The sequence below is a fragment of the Clostridium sp. JS66 genome (genome assembly GCF_033561535.1).
GTDB lineage: Bacteria > Bacillota > Clostridia > Clostridiales > Clostridiaceae > Clostridium_AM > Clostridium_AM carboxidivorans.
Genome location: NZ_CP131467.1, coordinates 4508658 through 4528122 on the forward strand (window position 1 = coordinate 4508658; position 19465 = coordinate 4528122).

The window sequence follows — 19465 nt, forward strand, 5'->3', positions numbered from 1 at the left end:
ATGCAAAATACAATATATATACATTAATACAAAAAACTACATTTATATTTTATTAATTTATTTCATTTTATTCCATAATAATACACTTTCTCTCATAATAATTGGATTCCAATGAATTTTATGTTATAATAAATTTGTACAAAATATCTATTTTGTTTAATTTTGTACAAAAAGGAGATATTTTAATGACAAGTAACCCCGAGAATAGGATAAAATATTTTACTCAAAATGAAGCAGAAAAGCTTTTTAATGCAATTGAATCGTTTCAAGGCATTCATTCAATTAGAGATTTAGCAATTTTTAGAGTTGCATATAGATGTGGTTTAAGAGCATCTGAAATTGCTTTAATAAAATTAGAAGATTATAATGCTTCAAAAGGTGAACTTTATTGTAAAAGACTAAAAGGAAGTAGCAATAACACTATTAGACTTGATATAAAAACTAAAAGTGTTTTAGATAAATACATAGCTAAATATAATATATTATCAGAATCAAGTCCATTATTTGTAAGTCAACAAAATAAACCTATTTCTAGGCAAACTCTTGACTATTTAATAAAAAAATACTGTTCCCTTGCAAATATTTCTGATAAAACTAAGTATCATTTTCACTCTTTAAAGCACACTACAGCTGTACATCTAGCTGAATCTGGTATGGATATAAAGGAGCTTCAGTGGTGGCTTGGCCATAAATCTGTTTCTAACACAGAAATATATTTTCAATTTACAACAAAGCAGCAAGAAAAAATGTATGCTAAGCTTGAAATAAGCTGTGAAATGGTATAGCTTTTATAAAACATTAAAACAAACCTCTTTGTGAATTTTTATCATAAAATCATTCAAAACGCAAAGAGGTTACTTTTTTTGTATAAAAATATACATATTGATAATGGGAATTTCAGTTATTATAAACTAAATAATTATGTAAACACTTATGATAAATTATTAAAATATTGCGTACACATTTTTCAGTAAAAAATCAAGTAACTTAATAAATTTTTCTTTTCAAACAACTATACATTATATTCTCATATCAATTTTAAATTTAATTGATACTATGACCATATGTTTACATGGCTTCACGTCTTTACAGGTGCATGAATCAACCATTTCATCTTTTATTGTTACTATATTTACAACATTAGTATTAATATCTATTACTATTTTTTCATCAGTATTTTTTGGATTATCATAATGTAGAAATCTTCCTCTTTGGGCTTCTCTAATAGATTCAACTAATAGTTCCAAATTTGTCATTATGCTGCCTCCAATAAATTAATATATATATCACCACCTATATTATAATATGATTCTATGAACAAAATTAATGCTATAAATCAACCTATTATCTCATACTATTACACTAAACTTAGCAAAACACTTTAAAGTGGTTACATATATGGAACAATTGCCCTACAACAAGGTACCCTTACTTTACAAGCAAATCACTATTTTTTAACACATAAGCATCAAATTTTCTTTCTATAGAATTATCAAACCTAATATTTATATAACTTCCTTCATAGGATACTATTTTTCCTTTGCCAAAAGTTTTATGTATAATTTCATCACCTATATTAAACATACTCTTTAACTTTTCTGTACTCTCTTCTCTAATACTCTTATAAACCCCTGATTCTTCAATAAATCTGGACATATGTGCTGATTTTCCTTTAAACATATTAGTACTATATAAAGTTAAATTATCTATGGCTCTTGTAACACCTACATAAAACAACCTTCTTTCCTCTTCAACATTTTTAGGAATGCTATTTATATGCGGTATTACCCCTTCATTGCAATTTATAATAAATACATTTTTAAATTCCATTCCCTTTACACCATGTATGGTACTCAATATGACTCCACTATCTTCCTTTGATTTATTTTTCAGCTTTTCCTCCACATCTTCTATATGTGCTAAAAATGGAATTATGCTGCCATAATCAGAAGCAGAAGCTTTAAATTCTTCTATTACATCCTTTAGTTCTCTACTATCCATTTTTAATCTTTCACTGTATTCATTAATATAATCATAATAACCTAAATCCTTTGTTATAAAGTTTAAAGCATCTCTTAAACTCATTTTATTTAATTTTAATATTTCATTTTCCAATCTTTCTAAATTTTTAATTTGAAAAATAGGTAAGTCCTCTATTTCCGTTAAAATTTTAAAACAACTTTCTTTATTTATATTCTTTTTGACTTTCTCAATATAAACCTTACTTATGTATCTAAAAGGCTTATTAATTACTCTGCCAAAGCTTTCTTTATCAGTGATATCTAAGGATAACTTTAAATAAGCTATTAAGTCTTTACATACAAAGTGCTCAAAAAAATTATACTGCTTATCCAGTATTTTAAAAGGTATTTCCTTTTTTAACATAAGATCTACAATACTCCTATTTTCTAAATTAGTTCTATATAATACTGCAAAGTCTTCTAAACTATATGAACTATCTTCACACAAGTTTTCTATTATCTTACATATATTTAATGCTTGTTCTCTTTCACCACTCAAATTAAAAAAATTTATAATACCTTTAGTTTTCTTATTTGCTTCTATGATTTTACTATTTCTATTTTTATTACCTACTATTATTTTTTTTGAAATATCTACTATATTTTCATTGCTTCTATAATTAGTCTGTAAAAATATCTTTTTCCCATTCTTAAAATATTCGTTAAAATTCACCATACAATCTGGTCTTGAGCCTCTAAAACCATAAATACATTGATCCTCATCTCCTACTGCAAAAATAGAGCTATTCTCTCCAAGCATCTGTAAAAGTTCTATTTGCAAGCCATCACAATCTTGAAATTCATCCACTAATAAGTATTTAAAAAGTTTTTTATATGCTTCTAAGAGCTGTGGATTTTCTAAAAATAGTTTTTGTGCATTCAATTGAATATCATCAAAATCCATAAGTTGATTTTCTTCTTTATATTCTTCATATACCCTAAAGCACTTTATGAAAATATCTTTATCTATGCTTGGCTTAAAATATTCTAATTCCTGTTTGCTATTTTTAAAAAGAGATATATTATTTATTACTTCCTTTACTTTTTCGTCTCCCACTGAATCTAAAAAGGATATTAAAACCTCATTTATTATTCTATAAGCTTTTGAACTATCTATTATATTAATTCTCCCCATATGCCTTATGAGTATTTTATAAAAAAGCCCATGGAAAGTTCCAAAAAAAGGTGTCCTTTTACTGCCAGTCATATTTATATATCTTTTTTTCATGTTTACAGCAGCTGCTTTAGTAAAAGTTATTACTACCATATTATTAGGGTTGATACTCAAATCATTTATAATATGTATTATCCTATTTATAATTATTGTATTTTCTCTGAAACTATCATTATTCAAATATTCCCTCATGAGTTCCAAATCCCCCGATTGCAAGGAACGAGGAACATAATTTGTTTTATATATAGGACCGAATGTACACAAATAATCAATCCTATTAATAATAACTTGAGTCTTACCCGCTCCAGGACAAGCAATAACAACATAATTATTTTCATTACTCAAAACTGCTTTTCTCTGCATTAAGTCAAGATATCTATAACGCTTTTCAATAATTCTATCCCTTAAATAGCAAAACTCTTTTTTTAATGTCTCTTCAATCACTCTTTATCCACCTAACTTTAACTTTAATTTTATTTATATAATATTAGCTTAATTGCATATACTGCTTAATGTAAGTTAATTCTATACTATTGTAATAATTTTATTAAAGTATTACAATGTGTATATACACTTATAATTCTTAACATGATTATTTTAATTAAAACATATAGAGGAGATTTAACCATGGAATATACTAAAAATTTTAACATAAGAACTGGAAGAAACCTTACAATGTTAGTGGACTTTTATGAACTTACAATGGGAAATGGTTACCTGCATAGCGATATGGGTGAAAGAATAGCTTATTTTGACATGTTCTTTAGAAGAGTACCTGATGGTGGTGGATACTGTATTATGGCCGGTGTTCAACAGGTTATAGAGTACTTATCCAATCTAAAATTTTCCGAAGATGATATTGAATATTTAAGAAATAAAAACTCATTTTCTGAGGAATTTTTAAATTATTTAAAAAACTTTAAATTTTCTTGTGATGTCTGGGCTATTCCTGAAGGAAATCCTGTTTTTCCTAATGAACCTTTAGTTACTGTAAAGGGTCCTGCAATTCAAGCACAATTTGTAGAAACTATGATACTTCTTACAATAAATCATCAAACTTTAATAGCTACAAAAGCTAATAGAATTTGTAGAGCTGCAGGAAATAGACCTGTAATGGAATTTGGTTCTAGAAGAGCTCAAGGATATGATGGTGCAATTTATGGAGCAAGGGCTGCTGTTATTGGTGGATGTTCATCAACTGCCTGCACAATATCTGAAGAAATGTTTGGCATACCTGCTGTAGGAACTATGGCTCACAGCTGGATACAACTATTTCCAACAGAATATGACGCTTTCAAGGCTTGGGCAGACGTTTACCCTGATAACTGCGTACTTTTAATAGATACTTATAATGTATTAAAGTCTGGATTACCTAACGCTATAAAAGTATTCAATGAAATTTTACTTCCTAATGGCTTTAGACCTAAGGGTATAAGAATAGATAGTGGAGATATAACTTATCTTACTAAAAAATGTAGAGAAATTCTTGATGAAGCAGGTTTTAGCGATGTACAAATAGTTATTTCAAATTCTCTTGATGAATTCATTATAAGTGATGTCTTAAGCCAAGGTGCTTGTATTGATTCCCTTGGCGTAGGCGAAAGACTGATTACAGCAAGATCTGAACCTGTATTTGGAGGAGTATACAAACTATCTGCCATAGAAGATCCTGTGGGAAACATAATTCCTAAGATAAAAATAAGTGAAAATGAAGAAAAAATAACCAATCCAGGTTTTAAGAATATATATAGAATATATGATAAAAAAGACAATAAAGCTATTGCAGACTTAATAACTTTACGTGATGAAGAATTAAACTTAAATGAACCTATTGAAATATTTGATCCAGTTTTTACATGGAAAAAGAAAAAAATTAAAGATTATTATGTAAAAGAATTAATGGTTAAAATTTTTGACAAAGGAATCCCTATATACGAAAATCCTAATGTTATGGACATTAAGAAAGTTGTTGAGGAAGAAACAAGTAAAATGTGGCCTGAAGTTTTAAGGTTTGAAAATCCTCATACATATTATGTAGATTTATCAAAGAAACTATGGGATTTAAAACAAGATTTACTTCACAAGTATTCCAATACATATGAAGAATAATAAAAAAATGATTTTAAAAATTTAAATAACTAGTCAAATGTTGTGAGATTATTTTGTGCTATTTTATAATCATTAATACCTTAAGGGTTGTGGTTATAAAAAATAGCACCAAATATACTCCATGTTTGACTAGTTATTTTTATCCTACAATAATTATTACACATTTTAGCACGATCATTTTTTAAAATAAAACTACGATTTACGAATATTGATTATGAAATTCTACATAATATTCTTTAGTAAACATTAAGTCTTTTTGAACAGATTCTATTTCATTTTTATAATCTACTTTTTCCATTAAATATTCATTCAAATTTTGAAAAGGACAATTATCTCCTGTGGCTTTATAATTATATAAAGCACATTCCTTAAAACACTCTATACTATTGTCATAAGTTGATAAAAAAGGACACTCAGTCATCTTCCTACACCCTCTCCCAAGAATTTATATATCTCGGTTTTCATTATACAATATTTACTAATGAAAATAAAGGAATTTACTGAATTTTTTTAAATTTGTAGGCATATGAATTTTTATACAATGATAAAATCATTTATAAATAGTTTTCTAACCCCTTTAATAATATTCTCTTACATAAAAATAAGAATTGAGGCTTTGTTAATTCCTCAATTCTTTATTTTAACATTAAATATATTTTCCTCTTTTATTTCTTCTATTTAAACTAATAATTTTTCTTATAGCATATACCCCAGCACCTACTATACACAAAACTATAGCTGCAGCCGCTGCATAATACGGCATATTATTCTTAGCAAAAGTTGACTTAGACACAGTAGAATATAATTTATAGTTATTTGTTACATTTCTTTCTTTAACTGTTAGATTTCCAATAGAACTTTCTCCCTTTATACTAGAAGTATTAATATTTGATAAATTAACAGTTTTACTCAATTCATTCTTATTTATATAATTATCATAATATACAATATCTTCCTTTGTACATACAGATACATTTATAGTTTTTTCAGGTCCAATTATTAAAGGCTTATATTTTATAGACTTTGTAGTAACAACATCTCCTGCTTTATAAAGAGTAACAGGTTTTGCAGCATAGCTCCAATTTATTATTTTCTCCATATCGTTAAACACTGCCATATCTGTTGCATCATATACAGATTTCATGACTACACCTAAAATTTTTCTGCCATCTCTTTCATACACAGTAACAAGACATTTTCCAGCTTCAGATGTATATCCAGTCTTTCCTCCAATACATCCATTTTTACCTAAGAGCTTGTTTCTATTTTCTATAACAAATGTAGTACCACTAGAAGTCTTTATTGTATTTTTCTGTTTTCCCATAGTTTCTCTAACCCACGGATTTTGAAAAGCTGTGCTAGCAATGGTACTAAGATCATATGCAGTTGTATAATGATTTGGATCATGTAAACCATTTGGAGTAACAAAGTGAGTATTTTTCAAATTTAATTGCTTTACTTTTTCATTCATTTTATTTGCAAAATCCACATCATCTTTTCCTACATTCTCAGCTATTACATAAGCCATATCATTACCTGAATAAAGAAGCAATCCATCCATAACATCCTGTGCTGTCATAGTTTCCCCTACATTTATAGGATGAAGATCCGCATTTAGTGCAGATGGTGGCTGAATTTTAGCTTTTTGTGTATATTTCAAAGCATCATTTTTATTTTTATTTTCAGCAAGAATCAAGGCTGTAAGAAGTTTAGTAGTACTTGCAGGATACATTTGCTTATCTATATCTTTAGCATAAATTATCTCTCCGGTTTTCATATCTAATGTTATAGCAGCTTTACCATAAATTTGCGGTTCAATTTCCTTAGATGCAGAATTTTCTGCAGCTAATACATTAAAATTTAAAGAAGAAGCAATAATAAGTGATAACAATAAAGGTAATTTTTTCTTTTTCAAATTTCATCTCTCCATTTACTTCTATATTTAATATTATCAAATTTATTAATTTTTCAATTAATTAATGCATAATATTATGAATTAAAGTATTATAATTAAATTATACCAACCATTAGTATAACACCTAGAAGAGAATTTGACAATTTTCATATTAGTTTATTTTCAAAGCTTAAACGCAAACAAAATTTATATATAAATACTAAATAGTACTGGAGGATTTTATATGATAAACAACATAAGAAATATATTCAAACATAGACAGGAAGGCATAATGGGACACTATAGAAAAAATGCAGTAATGATTTTACTTCATAAAAAACAAGGTAAAATCAATATAGTTTTCGAAGTAAGAGCTTTTAATTTGAGACATCAACCTGGTGACATATGTCTTCCTGGAGGTAAATTAGAAGAAAATGAATTGCCAGTAGATGGCGCCATAAGAGAAACTATGGAGGAACTCAATTTAAAAAGAGAAAACTTAGAATTTGTGGGAAACATGGATTACGTTGTGACCCCTTATAATTTTATAATGTATCCTTTTATAGCAATTTTAAATTGTGACAACATAAAACCTAATAAAGATGAAGTGGACCATATTTTCGAAGTTCCTATAGAATTTTTCATAGAAAATCCTCCAGAACTCTATAAGTTAAATTTGCTTCCTAATCCGGAAAATTCATTTCCCTATGAGCTTATAAGAAATGGGAAGGACTATAAATTTCGTGTTGGATGTGTTCCTGAATACTTTTATAAATATAAAGATTATGTACTATGGGGATTTACAGCTTTTATTATAAAAAATTTTATAGATATAATTAACACTAAATAACAAAAGCATACATTAATTTATAAGATCACCAAATGTTTTCATAATATTTTATTTTATGTCAAAATAATATTTAAAATTTTCAAAATATAATGTATAATAGTAACAACAACACAGGATAAGGGGGTACTTTAAATGAAAATTGAATTTTATGGAGCATCTGGTTGTGTTACTGGATCAAGTCATTTTTTAAAGGTAAAGGATAAAAATATACTTTTAGATTGTGGCATGTATCAAGGAAAGGATGAAAAAGAAAGGGGTAATGAAACCTTTAATTTTAATCCTAAAGACGTAGATTACGTTATTTTATCTCACTCCCATATAGACCATAGTGGTAGAATACCTCTTCTATATAAACAAGGCTTTAAAGGTGATGTTATATGTACAGAGGGTACTAAGGACTTATGTAGTGTAATGCTTTCAGACAGCGGACACATATTAGAATCAGAAGTTGAATGGAAGAATAGAAAAAGAGCACGTCAAGGTCTTCCTCCACTTGAACCCTTATATACAGAAAAAATAGCCAATGTAGCTATGTATCTATTTAACGGATATCCATATGATCAGTGGATAGAATTATTTGATGGCTTCAAAATAAGATTTAGAGATGCTGGACACCTTTTAGGTTCAGCTATAATAGAAATGCTTATTGAGGATAACAAAAAGCAAATTAAATTAGTTTATACTGGTGATTTAGGAAACAAGAATATACCTATTTTAAAAGACCCTACAATAATTGATTATGCAGATTATTTAATTATGGAAACTACGTATGGAAACAGACTTCACACTTCCATATCATCAGAACTTACTGATCTTGCCAAAATTATTAAAAGTACTTTTAAAAGAGGAGGAAATGTAATAATTCCATCCTTTGCAGTGGGAAGAACTCAAGAAGTTTTATATACCTTAAACAACTATGTGGAAAACAATATTTTAAAGGGAGTTTCCGTTTATGTGGATAGTCCTTTAGCCTCTGAATCCACAGCTATCTTTTCTAGATATCATAAATATTATGATGAAGAAGCTCAGGAAATCCTGTCCAAAGGAAGTGATCCTTTAAGTTTCCCTGGTTTAACCTTTACTAAGTCTCCTGAAGAGTCTGCAAAGCTTAATAAAGTTCAAAGTGGTGCTATTATAATCTCTGCTAGTGGTATGTGTGAAGCTGGTAGAATAAAACATCATTTAAAACATAACTTATGGAGAAAAGAAAGTTCTATAATATTTGTAGGATATCAAGCAGAAGGCACTTTAGGAAGAAGCATAGTTGATGGTGCCAAAAAAGTAAAGCTCTTTGGAGAAGAAGTTGTAGTAAATGCTAAGATATATAATTTACATGGTTTATCTGGTCACGCAGATAGGGATGGCCTTGTAGAATGGCTTGAAGCTTTAAAAGCTAAACCTGAAAAGGTTATTTTAGTTCATGGTGATACCGAAGCTCAAGAAAGCTTCAATGAGTTACTTTTATCAAAGGGATATTCTACTTATATAGCTAAACCCGGCGATACATTTAGTCCTGAATTGGCTCCTGAAAAATTCAGCGTAGTTAGAAACAGAATTCTTTCAGTTATAAACTCCATAGAAGATTTGGATTCAATTGATAAGGAACTTCTTATTGAAAAAATAAGAGAAGAGATAAAGGGTATTTAAAAATTATTTACATTATTTGAATCAGAATATATAAAAAGAGGTTAACACTTTACTTTAAGTGCTAACCTCTTTACTTTCTTACTTTTCCATAGTCTTTTCCAATTGTATAGCTTTATAAGCATCTACCAATCCATACCCAGTATACTTATCTTTTCCTTTTTGCATTACATCCACTGCAGACTTGTCAAGTATATCCTCCATTTCACTTGGTGTAATTGATGGATTTTCTGCTTTAACCATTGCAGCAACGCCAGATACCACTGGTGCTGCCATACTAGTTCCATCCCAAGCTTCATATTTGTTGCCAGGTACTGTACTTACTATTTCTTCTCCTGGAGCAGCTACCTTTACTGAATTACCATAATCAGAAAAGTATGCTTTCATATATGAAGGATTAATTGCTGATACTGTATATGCACCTGCTTCACCTGCCGGACTGCTGTTATCACAATTTTCGTCGTCATTTCCTGCAGCAGCTACTACAAACGCTCCTTTGTTTCTAGCATATTGTATTGCATTTTCTATATCTGTGCTTTCTTCATCACAGCCAAAACTTAAATTTATTATATCTGCTCCTTTATCTGCAGCATACTCTATTCCCTTAGCTATAGTATCGGATTGTCCTTCGCCCTTAGAATTTAAAACTTTTACTGGTATTATCTTAACATCCAGATTACCTGTAATTCCTGATATACCTTGCTTATTATTGGCCTCTGCAGCAATTATTCCTGCTACATGGGTACCATGAGAATTGTCATCCATAGCATCACTAGTATTATTTACAAAGTTATATCCTAAATCCTTTAACACTCTGTTTTTTAAATCCACGTGATTATAATCTACACCAGTATCTACTACTGCTACTTTTACTTCTCTTTTTTGATTTACCAATGACCATGCCTTATTGCTTTCAGTATATCCTATATCCCATTCATATTTATAGAATGAATCATTAAGTATTGTTCCTCCACTAGTATTGGTGCTTGGTGGATTAACATTTTGAACTGGAGTTCTTTGTATAGGCTTTACTATGCCTATATTTTTAGGATTCTGTATTTTTTTAATGCCTTTAAATTTAGAAAGTTGCTTTTGGAGCTGTGAATCACTTAAATTACTGGATATGATTATATATGTTCCATCCTGTAATCTTATAACTTCCACACCTGATATAGAACTCTTTATACTATTTATATCGAATTTGTTGGAGACTTGTACTATTTTTTTTGCTCCTTTTACTTTTGTTGTTGATAATGTTTTGTTTTCTGAAGCGTAAGCAGAACTACCTTCTAATACGAACACACAAGAAAGAAGAACTGCACCTAGCTTTTTTCTTAATAAAGTATTCACAAAATATCCCTCCATCCCATACTGTTTCAATTAAAATTATATTTTACTAATATGACAATTAAGTTACAATATCATTACTAAAAATTAAATTTTTTGTTAATATTTTTACTACAAAAATATGTTTGATTTTACAAATTAGGTATATACTATATACGTATATTAAAAAAGGAGTGATTTTTATGCAAACTACAATTATGGCAGTATCCATTGATTCAAGAAACATTCATGCACCAGAAGTTCAAACAATTCTAACTAAATACGGTTGTATAATAAAAACAAGACTAGGCCTTCATGAAGTTCAAACTGAGAATTGTTCTCAAGTTGGTCTTATACTTTTACATATTTGTTCAGATCCAAGTGAAGTAGAATCCTTGGAAAAAGAGTTAACAGAAGTAAAAGGAGTAAATGTAAAACATATGATTCTTTAAATCATTAAATATAAAAAATAGGCATAGACAATTTTTCTAAAATCATCTATGTCTATTTTTTTATCCGATCGCTACCATTGCTAATACCCCCACTTTCTTTGTATGAAACTCCTTCTCCTATTGTCGAAGGAGTAAGTGATTCGCACAAAATCATAGATTTTGGCTCTCTACTTAACTGTGGGATAAGCACTGCTACGCGCCTGGATAAGTTCTTCTAAGACTCAGATGAAGAGGTATTCCTAACAAGCAAACTCCACCTGAGTCTAAGAATCACTTGATATCATATTTTTAAACTTCTATTGCGGTTTCTGGGCATCTAGTTAAGCAAAGACCACAGCCAAAACATTTAGTAGTATTTATATTTGCTTTATCGCTTATTGTTATAGCGGTATATGCACAGCTTTTAACACACTTACCACAAGAATTGCATTTTTCCTTATTGATTTTTGGGAATATAGGTTCTCTTATAACTTTTCTTTCCTGCATCTTTCTAGCTGTCAATCCTCTAATATCCTCAACACTTTCAAATCCATGTGCATCAAGCCAACTATTTAATTCATTAGTTACCCTTGAGTATACACCATTTCCTTCTAGTATAGCAGCAGTACAAATCTGAACTGCTGATGCTCCTGCCATTATCATTGCCACTGCATCTTCTCCTGAGGATATTCCTCCTACACCTATTACAGGAACTTTTACAGAATTAGCTATAGAATACACATATCTTAACGCTATAGGATTTAAAGATTTTCCAGAGAGCCATCCGTAACCCTTTTCACCTCCTAAGTAAGGAAGACCTGTTTCTACATCTATATGAAGGCAAGGTCCTAGAGAGTTTATTGCAACAAATCCTGCTGCACCTTCTTCTACAAGTCTTTTAACATACCAGCCTATTTTGGTTATACCTGGACTTATTTTTATATACACAGGCTTATCACTTTTACTTGCTATTTTTAACGAATCTACTACTGACTCCAAGTCCTTTTCCATATAGTGAGTTGATATTTCAATAATATCTGCATAAGGTGTTATAATAGGCAGTACCTTTTCAATTTCCTTTGCAGTATAACCTAAACTTACTATAAAAGGAACACCATAACTTTTACATTTTGAATATCCCTTTTCTACCCATTGTTCTACGGAAAGTTCCGACCATAATTCACTATTTAAAAAAGCACCATCCTTTGTTTCCTGCATACAAGGTCTAGCAGTTCTAACAAACTTTTCGGATATAGTTTTAGTTACTAGTGCTCCTACTCCCTGCTTTACACATTCTAACATACAATCAGCATTTCTAACCTGTGGTCCAGATGCTGGCATAATAGGGTTTTTTATCTTTATTCCGTGAAGATCTACATTTAAATTAGCCACATTATTACCCCCAATCAACTACTTAAATCATTTTACTTATTTAATTCTACACTTATTCATGTTTTCCTTCACAAAAAGGTCAAAATTATTAATATTAGGCCTGTCAATTTGACAAGTACAAGGCTGTCAATTTGATAATTGGCAGCCTTATATTTTTCCCCTAAATATCCACTTTTAATCCCAAGTTCTAACTTTTCTAAATTTCTACTAAACAACCATTCCCATTTTATATTCACACTGCTTTTGCATTTCCATTGCAGTATAATTTACTAAATCAACAGTTCTGCAAGAATATCCCCATTCATTATCATACCATGAAACTACCTTTACCATATTTCCTTCCATTACCATTGTTGAAAGCCCGTCTACTATGGATGATCTCTCATCTCCTTTGTAATCTATAGAAACTAGTGGTTCTTCTGAATAGCCAAGTATTCCTTTCATATATCCTGAAGCTGCTTCCTTAAATGTATTATTAATTTCATCCACAGTTACAGGTTTTGAAAGTTCACAAACTAAATCTGTAAGTGAAACTGTTGGAGTAGGTATTCTTACAGAAAAACCATTTAATTTTCCTTTAAGATTTGGAAGAACTTTTCCTACAGCCTTTGCTGCTCCTGTTGTAGTTGGTATTATTGATTCTCCTGCTGCTCTTGCTCTTCTTAAATCCTTATGATTTTTATCCAATATTCTTTGATCATTAGTATAAGAATGTATAGTAGTCATCAATCCTTTTACTATTCCAAATTTGTCATCCAAAACTTTAGCAAAAGGTGCTAAACAGTTAGTAGTACAAGAAGCATTTGAAATTACACAATGTTTCTCAACATCTAGCTCTTTTTCGTTAACTCCCATAACTATAGTTATATCTTCATCTTTTCCCGGTGCTGTTAATATAACCTTTTTAGCTCCTGCTTTTATATGCTTCATAAGCTTTTCTTTATCTTTAAAAATTCCTGTAGACTCTACTACTATGTCTATATCCATTTTTGTCCAAGGTAAATTTTCCGGATCATTTTCTCTTAATATTTTTATACTCTTACCGTTCACTATAATTGAATTTTCTGTAGTTTCTACCTTTCCATTAAATCTACCATAACAAGAATCATATTTGAAAAGATGAGCTAGAGTTTCACTATCTGCTCTAGCATTGATAGCCACAATTTCTACATCCTTATCCAATCTATTTTGAGCAATCCTAAGCACTGCTCTACCTATTCTTCCAAAACCATTAATAGCAACTTTTATAGACATATTATTTCCTCCTATATCCTTAATACCTAATTGTCAGAATATTAATATAGCATATTAGACTTTTTGTTATTAATATATGTGTTATATTTCACATATGTGCTATATTATTTATACCAATAATATACGCTTGTGTCAATTTTGCTCCCACTTAAATTATGCTATTTTATCTTTCATTTTCACCCTATAACTCTTTTTTCCAATATCATAGCTTAATATAAAAAAAATCTGCTGTATTTAAATTACAGCAGATAATATATATAATATTCTAAGTTTATTTTAATTATTTTTATTTTTTAAGTCTTCTACTTCATTTTCCAATTTGCTAGCTAACTGAGAAACTTCCTCACAAGATGCCACCAATTCTTCACAGGATGCAGATATTTCTTCAGAAGTTCCGGATGTTACTTCTGATACTTCTGATACCTTTTTCACCTTATCTAAAACAGAATTACTGTTTTCTGTAACCTTATTTAAAGATTCTCCTGTTTCTTTTATAAGTACAGGCACGTTCTTTACTGAAGCTATAATATCTTCAAATGATATTATAGTATCATTTGCTACTTCAGCTTGCCCCTCTAGTAATGCTCCAACTTTACTTGAATTATCCAATACACTTTCTGTTCCTTGGGAAATTGACTTTACAAGACTTACTATTTTTCCTGATGAAATTTTAGATTCTTCTGCAAGCTTTCTAACTTCTTCTGCTACTACAGTAAAACCTTTACCTTGCTCTCCAGCTCTAGCTGCCTCTATTGATGCATTTAAAGCTAAAAGATTAGTTTGCTCTGATATAGCATTTATTACATCGGTAATTTTGCCTATTTCTGATACAGTGCCAGATAAATTATTTACATTTTCCATAACTACATCAAAAGAGTTCTTTACTTTTACAATAAAGTCTATAAGCTCATATATTTTACCTTCACCTTCTACTGCCTGTGTTTCAGTTTCTTGTGTATTTTTATGTACAGTGAGCAATTTTTCTTGAACTAAATCTGTTTCCTTTGTCAAACTTGTTAAAAGTTCTACAATTTTCATAATTTCATTAGATTGATCATTAGCTCCTTGTGCAACTTGCTGTATTGAATTTGCAACTTCATTTGCTGATGCTAGCATTTCATGTGACCTACTAGAAAATCCAGATACTACTTCTTCTAAATGTTCACATGATGTTTTAATCCATGAATCAGCTTCAAACTTAGTTGAATTTTCATTTTCGTTCTTTTCAACATCGTTAGTTTGTTCAATAACTTTGAACAAATTCCTTCCTTCAAAAGCCGCCAAAATTATAATAATAATAGTAAAAACAGTAATTATTATACTTGAAGGTTTCCATGTGAAATCATATCCACCTGAACCACTATTTATAAAACAGACTAATGTAATTATTAGTATAAAAGGTACTATGGAGCTTAATACAAAAAATGACAACAGTTTTCTTTTGATTTTCATGTCTATCCCCTCTTCTAATTTGATTTTATTTATCTGTAACTCACAATAATAAATTATTTATAATACTACATATAAAAAAACTATACATTAGTTTAAGTCATGAATTACAGTTACTAAATATAGTATACTAACATTTGTTGCTATTTTAAAGAGTTCTATTAAATATAATTTAACTTCTGACCTGTTTTCAGGCAAAGCTCAATGGATTTTTTTGTATTTTTATGTCGTATGCACTTTTACTTTTTTATTTTTCGACTTTGTACAAACGTATACATATTTTTCTTTATATTCTATTGTTTAATTTTTATCAATAATATAATAATAAATTATTCTACATAATTATATTTAAATTTTTTAGAAATTTTGAATTTTCCTTATATAATATCTTGCATCTCCCTTTTTTCCCAGCGTATCTTGACACCAGTTGATTGTTAATATATTATTATAAGTAGTAATATTAAGTTAGTTTACCTTTCGTCACTGTGATGAAGGGTTTTTATTTTAATAAATATAGGAGTGGTAAAAATGGCTAAAATTAGAACAAGATTTGCCCCAAGTCCAACAGGTTATATGCATGTTGGTAATTTAAGAACAGCATTATATGCTTACTTAATAGCCAAACATGAAAATGGAGACTTTATACTTAGAATAGAGGATACCGACCAAGAAAGATTTGTAGAGGGTGCTCTAGATATAATTTATAACACATTAAAGGTTACAGGGCTTAAACATGATGAAGGTCCAGATATAGGTGGTCCAGTAGGTCCTTATGTTCAAAGCGAAAGAACTAATATATACATAGAATATGCTAAACAGTTGATAGAAAAAGGTGAGGCTTACTATTGTTTCTGTTCTAAAGAAAGAATGGAAACTTTGAGAGCAGAAGCTGAAGCTAATAATACAGCTGCTAAATATGATAAACACTGTCTTAGTTTATCTAAGGAAGAAATAGAAGAAAAGTTGGCTTCTGGTATTCCTTATGTTATAAGACAAAATAATCCTTCAACAGGCACTACAAGCTTTGAAGATGATATTTACGGAACTATAACTGTAGATAACTCAGAATTAGATGATATGATACTTATAAAATCAGACGGATTCCCTACATATAATTTTGCTAATGTAGTAGATGATCATTTAATGGGAATAACTCATGTAGTTCGTGGAAGTGAATACTTATCATCATCACCTAAATATAACAGATTATATGAAGCTTTTGGATGGGACGTTCCAATATATGTACATTGTCCTCCAATAATGAAGGATACTCATCATAAATTAAGTAAAAGAAATGGAGATGCTTCCTTTGAAGATTTAATGGCAAAAGGCTACTTAAAGGATGCTATTCTAAATTATATAGCTTTACTTGGTTGGAATCCAGGTGGTGAAAAAGAAATATTCACTATTGATGAATTAGTGGAAACCTTTAACTATAAAAATATAAATAAATCACCAGCTATATTTGATGATGTAAAATTAAGATGGATGAATGGAGAGTATATAAAGAAGCTTCCATTAGAAGAATTTCACAAATTAGCTCTTCCTTATTATAAAAATGTTATAACTAAAGATTTAGATTTTACTAAAATAAGCCCACTTCTACAAACAAGAGTAGAAGTTTTAAATGAAATACCTGATATGGTAGACTTTTTTGAAGCTCTTCCAGAACACTCAGCAGAGCTTTATGTTCATAAGAAGATGAAAACAAACTATGAAAATTCACTAGATGTTTTAGAAAAAATATTACCTAGATTTGAAGCTTTAACTCCATGGACTTTCGAAAATATAGAAAAAGTTTGTATGGATTTAGTTGCAGAACTTGGAGTTAAAAATGGTATAGTTTTATGGCCTGTAAGAACTGCTGTTTCAGGTAAAAAATCAACTCCAGGTGGCGCTTACGAAATAGCTGAAATAATAGGTAAAGAAGAAACTTTAAGAAGAATTCAAGTAGGTATTGAAAAGCTTAAAGCTGCACAATAAACCTATATTTCATTTTTAGTTTGAAAAGCTGTGAAATAAAGGTACTGCTACCTTTATTTCACAGCTTTTATTTAATTTACTCAACTTTTCACATACAAAATTTTGACTTATTAAATTTTAAACACTATAGTTCGTTACAGTACGAACTATAACATGCCTATATGTAAAAAAATACTATTAAATACGAATATTTATGTTTGAATTTATTAAATTGTATTGATATTTTTAAAAAACTATGCTAACATTATGTCATAATACTAAATAAGTCATCCGTATAATCCTGATAATTTAGGTTTAGGAGTCTCTACTAGGAAACCGTAATTTCCTTTCTATGGATGAATCTGAGGAAACTATATACATTAAACTTTTATCAAGTTTAATGAGATGTTTTTCGAATTCCGCTGCAGATTCTCCATGAATTAGCCGCGGATTTTTATTTTGTATTTAAAAGCTTGTGGAAAAATTCCTCAAGTAAGCAATATTATATACTATTTTTTAATTTTACAGGAGGTTTTTTATTATGGAAGATGAAAAAATGAATACAGTTGATAAGGTAAATGAAGTTCTTCCTGCTCCTCAACTGTTTACATTAGGTTTACAGCATGTACTTGCTATGTACGCAGGCGCTGTAGCTGTACCATTGATTATAGGTGGTGCAGTAGGGTTAACACCAGCTCAATTAGAACTTTTAGTTGCAGCCGACTTATTTACTTGTGGAATTGCAACTTTAATACAAGCACTTGGAATAGGACCTAACATAGGTATTAGATTGCCAGCAATATTAGGTTGTACTTTTGCAGCTGTTGGTCCACTTATAATCGTAGGTAAAAATTTAGGAATGCAGGCAGCTTATGGTTCCATAATAGTGGCCGCAATTATTGTAGTACTTATTGCACCACTGTATGGCAAAATACTTAAGTTTTTCCCTACTGTTGTAACAGGCACGGTTGTTACTATGATTGGTCTTTCTCTAATAAATGTAGGTATAACTAGCATTGGTGGTGGTTCAGGTGCTAAAGACTTTGGAAGTGTATCTAATCTTTTATTAGCTGGATTTGTAATGATTGTGGTTCTACTATCAAATAAATTTTTTAAAGGCTTTTTTCAAGCAATTTCTGTTTTAAACGGTATTATTTTAGGTACTATAGTTGCTTCATTTATGGGAAAAGTAAACTTTTCACCAGTTATGAATGCAAAATGGATAAGTTTTGTACATCCATTTAACTTTGGTTTTCCAAAATTCGATATTGGTTCAATAATCATGATGACTTTTGTTATGTTAACAGTAATGATTGAATCAACAGGTACTTTTCTTGGAATTGGAAGAGTTTGTGATAAAGAAATTTCCGAAAAAGATATTGTACGTGGTCTTAGAGCAGAAGGAATTGCCACAATTTTAGGAGGCATTTTTAATTCCTTCCCTTATACAACTTTTAATCAAAATCTTGGTCTTTTATCACTAAGTAAGGTAAAAAGCCGTTTTGTTGTAGTTGCTTCTGGTATCATTTTAGTATGCCTTGGTTTAATTCCAAAATTTGCAGCTATAGCTACAATTATTCCTCAACCTGTTATAGGTGGAGCTACAACTATAATGTTTGCAATGGTTGCAGTAGCTGGAATTCAAATGCTTGCTGATGTAGATTTTAATAACAATTGCAATATGCTTGTTGTTGCTTGTTCTATTGGTGTAGGTCTTGGAATTACAGGTGTACCTACTTTACTTGATCATACTCCATCAATTTTTAAATCTATATTCAGCAGTGGTATAGTTTCCGCATCAGTTGTTGCTGTACTATTAAATGCATTTTTAAACCATGGAAACAAAAATGTTGAAACTAACATTCATACTGATGTAGACACTTCCCCAAAATGTTCTGAAGCTTAATTTTTAAAATAAGAATTATTTTTAATAAATAATGGGTAACAGTTTCATACTGT

Annotated in this window: 15 protein-coding genes and 1 riboswitch; of the genes, 7 read left to right on the top strand and 8 right to left on the bottom strand. The window is 29.6% G+C overall.

The features are described from left to right. Positions 1-185 precede the first annotated feature (185 nt). Positions 186-785: a site-specific integrase gene (locus Q6H37_RS20920; protein WP_318736181.1), complete on the top strand. Its 600-nt coding sequence runs from the start codon at positions 186-188 to the stop codon at positions 783-785. Between the two features lie 234 nt (positions 786-1019). Here Q6H37_RS20920 and Q6H37_RS20925 read toward each other — a convergent pair whose 3' ends face one another. Continuing rightward, a complete protein-coding gene (locus tag Q6H37_RS20925) occupies positions 1020-1256 on the bottom strand; it encodes an SWIM zinc finger family protein (RefSeq protein WP_318736184.1) in 237 nt (78 codons plus the stop codon). Between the two features lie 172 nt (positions 1257-1428). Beyond that, a complete protein-coding gene (locus Q6H37_RS20930; protein ID WP_318736186.1) occupies positions 1429-3639 on the bottom strand; it encodes an ATP-dependent helicase in 2211 nt (736 codons plus the stop codon). 183 nt (positions 3640-3822) lie between these two features. Between Q6H37_RS20930 and Q6H37_RS20935 the strand changes: the two genes are divergently transcribed. Beyond that, the gene (locus tag Q6H37_RS20935) at positions 3823-5304 is read left to right on the top strand and encodes a nicotinate phosphoribosyltransferase (RefSeq protein ID WP_318736189.1); all 1482 of its coding nucleotides are present in this window, start codon (positions 3823-3825) and stop codon (positions 5302-5304) included. A 199-nt stretch (positions 5305-5503) separates the two neighbouring features. On the opposite strand, the gene Q6H37_RS20940 is transcribed toward Q6H37_RS20935, so the two are convergent. Then, on the bottom strand, positions 5504-5725 hold the full coding sequence (locus Q6H37_RS20940; RefSeq protein WP_318736192.1) for a hypothetical protein: 222 nt from the start codon (positions 5723-5725) through the stop codon (positions 5504-5506). A gap of 225 nt (positions 5726-5950) precedes the next feature. Further along, entirely contained in the window at positions 5951-7219 is a 1269-nt protein-coding gene (locus tag Q6H37_RS20945; protein WP_318736194.1) for a D-alanyl-D-alanine carboxypeptidase family protein, read from the bottom strand. Between the two features lie 223 nt (positions 7220-7442). Here Q6H37_RS20945 and Q6H37_RS20950 point away from each other — a divergent pair, with 223 nt between their 5' ends. Together Q6H37_RS20950 and Q6H37_RS20955 are read left to right on the top strand one after the other, a co-directional pair. Next, positions 7443-8048, top strand: coding sequence for a CoA pyrophosphatase (locus Q6H37_RS20950; RefSeq protein ID WP_318736197.1), 606 nt, complete (start codon positions 7443-7445; stop codon positions 8046-8048). 132 nt (positions 8049-8180) lie between these two features. After that, positions 8181-9695, top strand: a complete 1515-nt coding sequence (locus Q6H37_RS20955) for an MBL fold metallo-hydrolase (protein WP_318736200.1) — start codon at positions 8181-8183, stop codon at positions 9693-9695. 78 nt (positions 9696-9773) lie between these two features. On the opposite strand, the gene Q6H37_RS20960 is transcribed toward Q6H37_RS20955, so the two are convergent. Continuing rightward, positions 9774-11042, bottom strand: a complete 1269-nt coding sequence (locus Q6H37_RS20960; RefSeq protein ID WP_318736204.1) for a S8 family peptidase — start codon at positions 11040-11042, stop codon at positions 9774-9776. A gap of 179 nt (positions 11043-11221) precedes the next feature. Here Q6H37_RS20960 and Q6H37_RS20965 point away from each other — a divergent pair, with 179 nt between their 5' ends. Beyond that, positions 11222-11470, top strand: coding sequence for a hypothetical protein (locus tag Q6H37_RS20965; protein WP_318736206.1), 249 nt, complete (start codon positions 11222-11224; stop codon positions 11468-11470). Between the two features lie 288 nt (positions 11471-11758). Here the strand turns inward: Q6H37_RS20965 and Q6H37_RS20970 are convergent, their stop codons facing one another. The 3 genes from Q6H37_RS20970 to Q6H37_RS20980 all read right to left on the bottom strand — a co-directional run bounded on the left by Q6H37_RS20970 (position 11759) and on the right by Q6H37_RS20980 (position 15547). After that, on the bottom strand, positions 11759-12841 hold the full coding sequence (locus Q6H37_RS20970) for a dihydroorotate dehydrogenase (protein ID WP_318736209.1): 1083 nt from the start codon (positions 12839-12841) through the stop codon (positions 11759-11761). A gap of 207 nt (positions 12842-13048) precedes the next feature. After that, a complete protein-coding gene (locus Q6H37_RS20975; RefSeq protein ID WP_318736211.1) occupies positions 13049-14095 on the bottom strand; it encodes a glyceraldehyde-3-phosphate dehydrogenase in 1047 nt (348 codons plus the stop codon). 276 nt (positions 14096-14371) lie between these two features. Next, positions 14372-15547 carry a methyl-accepting chemotaxis protein gene (locus Q6H37_RS20980; protein WP_318736214.1) on the bottom strand — a complete coding sequence of 392 codons (1176 nt, stop codon included), beginning with the start codon at positions 15545-15547 and terminating at the stop codon, positions 14372-14374. A 525-nt stretch (positions 15548-16072) separates the two neighbouring features. Here Q6H37_RS20980 and gltX point away from each other — a divergent pair. Both gltX and Q6H37_RS20990 read left to right on the top strand, forming a co-directional pair. Next, on the top strand, positions 16073-17527 hold the full coding sequence (gene gltX, locus Q6H37_RS20985) for a glutamate--tRNA ligase (RefSeq protein ID WP_318736217.1): 1455 nt from the start codon (positions 16073-16075) through the stop codon (positions 17525-17527). A 250-nt stretch (positions 17528-17777) separates the two neighbouring features. Further along, a riboswitch (purine riboswitch) is annotated at positions 17778-17879 on the top strand. 168 nt (positions 17880-18047) lie between these two features. Beyond that, positions 18048-19412, top strand: coding sequence for a nucleobase:cation symporter-2 family protein (locus Q6H37_RS20990; RefSeq protein ID WP_318736220.1), 1365 nt, complete (start codon positions 18048-18050; stop codon positions 19410-19412). Positions 19413-19465: the final 53 nt, after the last annotated feature.

What these genes read in the sequence shown, in the direction of transcription:
- Q6H37_RS20920 (WP_318736181.1), top strand. Translation starts at nt 186, where the DNA reads ATGACAAGTAACCCCGAGAATAGGATAAAATATTTTACTCAAAATGAA.
- Q6H37_RS20935 (WP_318736189.1), top strand. Translation starts at nt 3,823, where the DNA reads ATGGAATATACTAAAAATTTTAACATAAGAACTGGAAGAAACCTTACA.
- Q6H37_RS20955 (WP_318736200.1), top strand. Translation starts at nt 8,181, where the DNA reads ATGAAAATTGAATTTTATGGAGCATCTGGTTGTGTTACTGGATCAAGT.
- Q6H37_RS20965 (WP_318736206.1), top strand. Translation starts at nt 11,222, where the DNA reads ATGCAAACTACAATTATGGCAGTATCCATTGATTCAAGAAACATTCAT.
- Q6H37_RS20980 (WP_318736214.1), bottom strand. Translation starts at nt 15,547, where the DNA reads ATGAAAATCAAAAGAAAACTGTTGTCATTTTTTGTATTAAGCTCCATA.
- Q6H37_RS20950 (WP_318736197.1), top strand. Translation starts at nt 7,443, where the DNA reads ATGATAAACAACATAAGAAATATATTCAAACATAGACAGGAAGGCATA.
- Q6H37_RS20975 (WP_318736211.1), bottom strand. Translation starts at nt 14,095, where the DNA reads ATGTCTATAAAAGTTGCTATTAATGGTTTTGGAAGAATAGGTAGAGCA.
- gltX (WP_318736217.1), top strand. Translation starts at nt 16,073, where the DNA reads ATGGCTAAAATTAGAACAAGATTTGCCCCAAGTCCAACAGGTTATATG.
- Q6H37_RS20990 (WP_318736220.1), top strand. Translation starts at nt 18,048, where the DNA reads ATGGAAGATGAAAAAATGAATACAGTTGATAAGGTAAATGAAGTTCTT.
- Q6H37_RS20925 (WP_318736184.1), bottom strand. Translation starts at nt 1,256, where the DNA reads ATGACAAATTTGGAACTATTAGTTGAATCTATTAGAGAAGCCCAAAGA.
- Q6H37_RS20940 (WP_318736192.1), bottom strand. Translation starts at nt 5,725, where the DNA reads ATGACTGAGTGTCCTTTTTTATCAACTTATGACAATAGTATAGAGTGT.